The sequence below is a fragment of the Piscinibacter sp. genome (assembly GCF_050175855.1).
Classification (GTDB): Bacteria; Pseudomonadota; Gammaproteobacteria; order Burkholderiales; family Burkholderiaceae_C; genus Piscinibacter.
In genome coordinates, this window is record NZ_JBFXIO010000302.1 from 1 (window position 1) to 6,556 (window position 6,556).

The 6,556-nt window shown below is 70.7% G+C and carries 6 protein-coding genes; 4 read left to right on the top strand and 2 right to left on the bottom strand.

From position 1 onward, the window contains the following. Nucleotides 1-1,657 (top strand): PhoX family protein (locus AB7U92_RS19480; RefSeq protein WP_428580786.1); only part of this gene is annotated, 1,657 nt, incomplete at its 5' end. On the opposite strand, the gene AB7U92_RS19485 is transcribed toward AB7U92_RS19480, so the two are convergent. Further along, nucleotides 1,658-2,128, bottom strand: a complete 471-nt coding sequence (locus tag AB7U92_RS19485; protein WP_428580788.1) for a DUF3237 domain-containing protein — start codon at nucleotides 2,126-2,128, stop codon at nucleotides 1,658-1,660. It abuts the gene before it with no gap. A gap of 90 nt (nucleotides 2,129-2,218) precedes the next feature. On the opposite strand from AB7U92_RS19485, the gene AB7U92_RS19490 reads away from it, so the two are divergent. Together AB7U92_RS19490 and AB7U92_RS19495 are read left to right on the top strand one after the other, a co-directional pair. Further along, entirely contained in the window at nucleotides 2,219-2,998 is a 780-nt protein-coding gene (locus AB7U92_RS19490; RefSeq protein WP_428580790.1) for a helix-turn-helix transcriptional regulator, read from the top strand. 87 nt (nucleotides 2,999-3,085) lie between these two features. Beyond that, nucleotides 3,086-4,066: a Bug family tripartite tricarboxylate transporter substrate binding protein gene (locus AB7U92_RS19495; RefSeq protein WP_428580792.1), complete on the top strand. Its 981-nt coding sequence runs from the start codon at nucleotides 3,086-3,088 to the stop codon at nucleotides 4,064-4,066. 9 nt (nucleotides 4,067-4,075) lie between these two features. On the opposite strand, the gene AB7U92_RS19500 is transcribed toward AB7U92_RS19495, so the two are convergent. Then, nucleotides 4,076-5,596, bottom strand: a complete 1,521-nt coding sequence (locus AB7U92_RS19500; protein WP_428580794.1) for a CoA-acylating methylmalonate-semialdehyde dehydrogenase — start codon at nucleotides 5,594-5,596, stop codon at nucleotides 4,076-4,078. Between the two features lie 340 nt (nucleotides 5,597-5,936). Between AB7U92_RS19500 and AB7U92_RS19505 the strand changes: the two genes are divergently transcribed. Beyond that, a partial coding sequence (locus AB7U92_RS19505) for a YecA family protein (RefSeq protein WP_428580796.1) occupies nucleotides 5,937-6,556 on the top strand: 620 nt, incomplete at its 3' end.

Below are 6,556 nucleotides of genomic sequence, written 5' to 3' on the forward strand. Positions count from 1 at the left end.
GCCCTGGGGCGAGCCGATCGGCGTGCCTGGCGCGATGCCGGCCTGGCGCGAGGATGCCTCGAACAGTGCTGCCGACCAGGCGCTGCAGATGGGCATGCACCACGACGGCATCCACTTCTACCCGCTCGAAGGCAGCAGCACCCGCGGCCTGCTGGCCATGAACCACGAGTACGTCGACGACGGCCTGCTGCACCCGGACGGCCTGAAGACCTGGAGCGCCGAGAAGGTGAGGAAGGCGCAGGCCGCGCACGGCGTCGCGGTGATCGAGGTCGAACTGAAGGACGGACGCTGGCAGATGGTGCGGCCGTCGCGCTTCGCCCGCCGCTTCACCGCCTTCACGCCCTTTGCCGTGCAGGGGCCGGCCGCCGGCCATGCGCTCATGAAGACCGCGGCCGACCCCGGCGGCCGCACCGTGCTGGGCACGCTGAACAACTGCGCCAGCGGCATGACACCCTGGGGGACCTATCTCTCCGGCGAGGAGAACTGGGCCTACTACTTCGACGGCGGCGACGCGCCCGATGCCGACCAGAAACGCTGGGGCCTGCGCAAGACCGGCTCCTACCGCTGGGCCGAGCACGACGAGCGCTTCGACGCGCGCAAGCACCCCAACGAGTTCCACCGCTTCGGCTGGGTGGTCGAGATCGACCCGATGGACCCGACGAGTACACCCATCAAGCGCACCGCACTCGGCCGCGCCGCGCACGAGGGCGCCTGGGTGGCGGTGACGAAGGACGGCCGCGCCGTCGTCTACTCCGGCGAGGATGCGCGCTTCGAGTACATCTACAAGTTCGTCAGCCGGGATCGCATCGCACCCGGCGGCGGGAACCTGACAAAGGCGCAGGCCAACCGCGAACTGCTCGACCACGGCACGCTCTATGTCGCGCGCTTCGATGCCGACGGCACCGGCCGCTGGCTGCCGCTGGTGCAGGGCCAGGGTCCGCTGACGGCGGCCAACGGCTTCGCCGACCAGGGCGAGGTGGTGATCAAGACCCGGCAGGCCAGCGACCGGCTCGGCGCGACCAAGATGGACCGCCCCGAGTGGCTGGCCATCGACCAGCATCGCCGCGAGGTCTACTGCACGCTGACCAACAACAGCGCACGCGGTGCCAAGGGCATGCCCGGCATCGACGCCGCCAACCCGCGCGCCAACAACGTGATGGGCCAGATCATCCGCTGGACGGAAGACGGCGATTTCGATGGCACCACGATGCGCTGGAACCACCTGGTGCTCGCCGGCGACCCGGCCAACGAGCGGCCGGAGGCCAAGGGCAACATCCGCGGCGACCTCTTCGCCTGCCCCGACGGCCTGATGCTCGACACGCGCGGCGTGCTGTGGATCCAAACCGACGCGCACGCCACGCAGATGAACAAGGGCGAGCTCGCGCGCATCGGCAACAACCAGATGCTCGCCTGCGACCGAACGACCGGGGAGATCCGCCGCTTCCTCACCGGCCCGGTGAACTGCGAGATCACCGGCGCCGCGATGACGCCCGACGGCCGCACGATGTTCATCAACGTTCAGCACCCGGGCGAGACGCCCAGCGACCGCAGCGACCCGGCCGAGCCGAGCCGGTTCTCCAAGTGGCCGTTCGGCGGCCGGCCGCGCTCGGCCACGGTGGTGATCCGCCGCCGCGACGGCGGCCCGATCGGCACCTGATCAGGTCAGCCGGTAGACGTCGAGCAGTACCGTGCGCGCCTCGCGCTGGCCGACGGCGATGGCCATCACCTTGTTCAGGTGCTGCCAGGCCGGCGCGCCGGTGGTGAAGCGCATCAGCGTGCGGAAGAAGTAGGCGTCGCGCGGCACCGCCTCGCCCTGCGCGAGCCGCGCCATCACCTCCGGCGGGCCGTGGCGCAGGCCTTCACTGCGCACCTCGACGAGCGCCCCGTCACGGGCTCGGATCACGTAGTGCGCGGCGATCTCCAGCACGCCGTCGCCGCGGGCGAGCTGCCAGTCGATGCCGCCTTCGACCAACTCGCCGTCGAGCTCGGGACCGCGTGCCCATCCGCTGCCCAGCGGCACGTAGCGGCGCTCGCCGGCCGGCGCGGCGCCCAGGCTGACCAGTGCGCCGACCTCGCAGCGGATCTGCGTCATCGGCACCAGCGCGGGAGCAGGCGGAAAGTCGGGCATGGTGGCTGTTTCCCCAATGGACAGGCGGAGTTGGTTATCAATCATCGCCACGGCGGACGATGAATGCACGTCGGCCGAGAGGATGACGCGATGTCCATGCTGGAACCCCACCGCGGCGACGCGGCCACCCAACGCGCGCTGCACGGCCTGATCGGCGCGATCGGCGACGGCGGCTTCGCCGGTGCGGCGCTGGAGGCGCTCAACGGGCCGCTGCAGGCGGCCTCGTGGTCGGTCTACCGCGTGTGGCGCGAACGCGCGCCGGTGCTGCACTGCTCCGCCAGCCGCGGCGTGGCCGACACCACCGGCGACTGCTTCCGCGCCTACCGGGACGGCCTGTACCGGCGCGATCGCAGCTTCGACCGCGTCGATGCGGCCGGCGCGCCGGGCCACGTGGCGGTGCTGCACATGCGCGGCGAGGATGCGCCGAACAGCGACCACCGCGAGCAGATCTACCGGCGCCACCGGGTGCTCGAGCGGCTGTCGGTGGCGGCGCGCGACGACGACGGTTCGCTGCTGGCCGTCAACCTCTACCACCACGATCACCAGGGGCCGTTCAGCGGCGTCGAGCGCGAGCGCTTCGAGGCGATCGCGCCGCTGCTCATGGCCACCGTGAAGCGCCACCTCGCGCTGGCCGATCGGCCGGCCCCGGCCGGCCCGCGCGAGAGCCTGCAGCGCGCCTGCCCGGCACTGACCGCGCGCGAGCTCGACGTCTGCGAGCGGTTGCTGCGCGGCTGGAGCCACGACGGCATCGCCGCCGACCTCGGCCTGTCGGTGGCCACGGTGAAGACCTACCGCTCGCGTGCCTTCGAGCGCCTCGGGCTGCACTTCCGCAGCGAACTGTTCGCTCGCTTCGGCTCCACCCCGGGCTGACCCGCCTGTCGGACTCTCGGATGACAGCGCGCCGTGCCGGCGCGCTCCAGACTCGCGCCCATCGCGACGTCCAGCGAGGAGACCGACATGACCCATTCCACCCGCCGTGAACTGTTGATCGCCGCCGGCGCCATCGCCCTCGGTGCCGGCGCCCCGGCGCATGCGCAGGCCTTCCCCGACCGCGCGCTGCGCCTCGCCGTGGGTTTCCCGCCGGGCAGCGGCCCGGACGTGGTGGCGCGGCTGCTCGCGCAGCGGCTCGGTGACCTGCTCAAGCAGCAGGTAGTGGTGGACAACAAGGCCGGCGCCGGCGGGCAGATCGCCGCGCAGGGCGTGGCCAAGAGCCCGGCCGACGGCTACGGCCTGCTGCTCGGCGAGGTGGGCTCGATCGCCATCGCGCCGCCGGCCTTCAGCAAGCTGCCCTATGACCCGGCCAGGGAACTGGTCGGCATCTCCGAGGTGGTGCGCTCCGACTTCCTGCTCGTGGTGCCGGCGAACTCGCCGCACCAGAGTGTGGCCGATTTCGTCAAGGCCGCGCGCGCCAAGGCCGACAAGACCAACTTCGGCACCTTTGGCGCCGGCACGCCGGGCCACTTCGGCGCCGAGCTGTTCGCCGAGGCCGCCGGCTTCAAGACCGAGCCGATCCACTACCGCGCCACCGGCGATGCGGTGACGGCCATCGTGGCCGGCGACGTGGCCGGCGCGTTCGTGTCGACCGCGCTCGGTGCGGCGCAGATCAAGGGCGGCAAGATGCGCGCACTGGCCACCACGGCGGCATCACGCTCGCCGCTGCTGCCCGAGGTGCCGACCTTCGCCGAGGCCGGCTATCCGAAGATCGACTTCGCGGCCTGGTTCGCGGTGTTCGCGCCGGCCGGCACGCCGGCCGCCGCGCTGGAACTGCTGAACCGCCAGATCGTCGCCGCGGTGCAGTCGCCGGAGACCAAGGCGAAGCTGCAGGAAGCCGGCTTCAGCGTGCTCGGCACCTCGCGCGCCGACACCGAGAAGATGCTCAAGGCCGAGGCCGCCCGCTGGGCGGCGGTGGTCAAGGCGACGGGATTCCGCGGCGACTGAGCGCGTCGATCACTTCGACGTCGGCATGACGAACTCGGCGCCCTTGGGCGTCGACGACGCCCATCGCTGCATCACGCTCTTCTGCTTGGTGTAGAAGCGCACGCCTTCCTCGCCGTAGGCGTGCATGTCGCCGAACAGGCTTTTCTTCCAGCCGCCGAAGCCGTGCCACGCCATCGGCACCGGGATCGGCACGTTGATGCCGACCATGCCGACCTGCACCCGCCGCGCGAACTCGCGCGCCACGTTGCCATCGCTGGTGAAGCAGGCCACGCCGTTGCCGTACTCGTGGTCGTTGACCAGCGCCAGCGCCTCGGCGAAGTCCTTCACGCGCACGCAGGCGAGCACCGGGCCGAAGATCTCTTCCTTGTAGATGCACATGGCCGGCGTCACGTGGTCGAACAGCGTGCCGCCGGTGAAGAAGCCGGCCTCGAAGCCCGGCACCTTGAAGCCGCGGCCGTCGACGACGAGCTTCGCGCCTTCCTTCGCGCCGAGCTCGATGTAGCCCTCGATGCGTTCGAGCGCCTGCCTGGTGACGATCGGGCCCATCTCGGCGTCGAGCTCCATGCCGTTCTTGACCTTCAGCGCCTGCGCGCGCTCGGCCAGCTTCGGGATGATGCGATCAGCCACGTCGCCCACCAGCACCGCCACGCTGATGGCCATGCAGCGCTCGCCGGCCGAGCCGTAGGCGCTGCCGATCAGCGCGTCCACCGCCTGGTCGAGGTCGGCATCGGGCATCACCACCATGTGGTTCTTCGCGCCACCCAGCGCCTGCACGCGCTTGCCGTGGTGCGCGCCGGTCTCGTAGATGTACTGCGCGATCGGCGTGGAGCCGACGAAGCTCAGCGCCTTCACATCGTCGTGGTGCAGCAGCGTGTCGACCGCCACCTTGTCGCCCTGCACGACGTTGAAGATGCCGTCGGGCAGCCCGGCCTGCTGCAGCAGCTCGGCCATGAACAGCGACGGCGACGGATCGCGCTCGCTGGGCTTGAGGATGAAGGCATTGCCGCAGGCGATCGCCACCGGGAACATCCAGCACGGCACCATGCAGGGGAAGTTGAACGGCGTGATGCCGGCCACCACGCCCAGTGGCTGGCGCAGCGTCCAGTTGTCGATCCCGGTGGAGACCTGGTCGGTGTAGTCGCCCTTGAGCAGCTGCGGGATGCCGCAGGCGAACTCGATGATGTCGATGCCGCGCGTGACCTCGCCCTGCGCGTCGGTGAACACCTTGCCGTGCTCGGCGGTGATCATCGCGGCCAGCGTGTCGCGGTGCTGGTTCATCAGCTCGAGGAACTTGTTCATCACCCGCGCGCGGCGGATCGGCGGCGTGTCGGCCCAGGCCGGGAAGGCGGCCTTGGCGGCGGCGACGGCCGCGTTCACCTCGGCCTCGCTGGCCAGGGCGACCTGGCGCGCCACGGCGCCGGTGGCGGGGTTGTAGACGGCCTGCTTGCGGCCGCTGCTGCCGGCGACGGTGCGGCCGGCGATGAAGTGGCCCACTTCGGTGGTGGCGGTGAAGGCTTCGGGGGCGCCCATGCGTGTCTCCTCTCGGTCGAAGACGGGATTGTCCGCCATGGCCAAAAAAAGAGCCCACCAGTGGGTACTGGTGGGCTGTGTCAAGTCCTCAAGTAAGGACGTCGTTGGGTGCGGTGCCAGTCTCTCGCCCTGTTCATGCCCCGGCAAAACGAGTTCGGGGCGGCGGGCGTTACGGACCTTTGAGCGCGCGATCTGTGACAGATCCCGTGTGACAGCTATGCGTCGCACTCTAGGGAGGTGCCCGTCGCCGGGCCATCCCCAAGACGTGGGAAGGTGATGGATCATGAAATGTGTGACATGCCCATACCCAGTTCGAGGAGTCGTCGCCGCACAATCGCGCATGGCCACGCATCGACCGACCCCGGGCGCCAAGCCCCGCCCCGCCGCGCAGCAAGCACTCACCGAACGTGATCTGGAGGCGCTGCAGGAGGCGCTGGACCGCGTTCCCGCGCCGCTCGAGCCGCTGGACGTCAGCGCGCTCGATGGCTTCCTCTGCGGCGTGCTGCTGCAGCCGCGGCGTGTCGCGGAAGCCACATGGATGCCCCACGTGACCGACGCGGATGGTCGGGCAGCGCCGCCGGGCTTCGACGCGCGGCCGCTGCAGTCCCTCGCGCGGCGTCGCCATGCCGAGCTCGATGCAGCGATCCAGGCTCGCCAGTGGTTCGATCCGTGGGTGTTCGAGCTCGACGGCGAGGGCGACTCGCCGAGCGACGCGGTGGTCGGCTGGGTGGCGGGCTTTGCCACCGCGATGGAGTTCTTCCCGGCGCTGATGGCGCTGGACGCGCAGAAGCTGCGCGAGCCGCTGGCGCTGCTGTACCGGCACCTCGACCCCGACGACCTCGAGGACGCCGACGACCTGATCGAGGAGATCGAGTCGCTGGTGCCGCCCGCGGACCTGGCCGAGGCGGTGGAAGACCTGGTGAAGGCCACAGTGCTGCTGGCCGACGTCTCGCGGCCGCT

Coding starts and splice junctions, on each gene's coding strand:
- AB7U92_RS19485 (WP_428580788.1), bottom strand. CDS start 2,128: ATGCCCGACTTTCCGCCTGCTCCCGCGCTGGTGCCGATGACGCAGATC.
- AB7U92_RS19490 (WP_428580790.1), top strand. CDS start 2,219: ATGTCCATGCTGGAACCCCACCGCGGCGACGCGGCCACCCAACGCGCG.
- AB7U92_RS19495 (WP_428580792.1), top strand. CDS start 3,086: ATGACCCATTCCACCCGCCGTGAACTGTTGATCGCCGCCGGCGCCATC.
- AB7U92_RS19500 (WP_428580794.1), bottom strand. CDS start 5,596: ATGGGCGCCCCCGAAGCCTTCACCGCCACCACCGAAGTGGGCCACTTC.